The 396-nt window shown below is 66.7% G+C and carries 1 pseudogene; it reads left to right on the top strand.

Annotation, left to right across the window (positions count from 1 at the left end):
• Positions 1 to 396, top strand: a pseudogene (locus GTP55_RS29285) (heme utilization protein); the annotation flags it as partial.

A 396-nucleotide genomic window follows, 5' to 3' on the forward strand; every position in this document is an offset into this window, starting at 1 on the left:
TCGCTGCGCTGAAGTCGTCCCAGATCATCGGCCTGACCACCGATCAGATCGGCCAGCTGACGTCGGGCCAGGCTGCCGCGCTCAACACCGCCGCCGTCAAAGCCCTGACCACCGACCAGGTCGTGGCTCTGACCACCAGCCAGGCTGCCGCCCTGAGCAGCGCCCAGGTGAACGCACTGACCAGCGCCGCCATCACCGCGCTGGAAACCGAAGACTTCGCTGCGCTGAAAACCGCGACCATTGCCGGCCTGAACAGCACCCAGATCGGTGCCCTGACCAGCGCGCAAGTGGTGGCCCTGACCACCGCTCAGGCCAACTCGCTGAGCAGCGCCCAGGTACGCGCGCTGACCACCGACTCGATTGTTGCCCTGCAAACCGAAGACCTGGCTGCGCTGA

The sequence above is a fragment of the Duganella margarita genome, assembly GCF_009857535.1.
GTDB classification, from domain to species: domain Bacteria; phylum Pseudomonadota; class Gammaproteobacteria; order Burkholderiales; family Burkholderiaceae_D; genus Rugamonas; species Rugamonas margarita.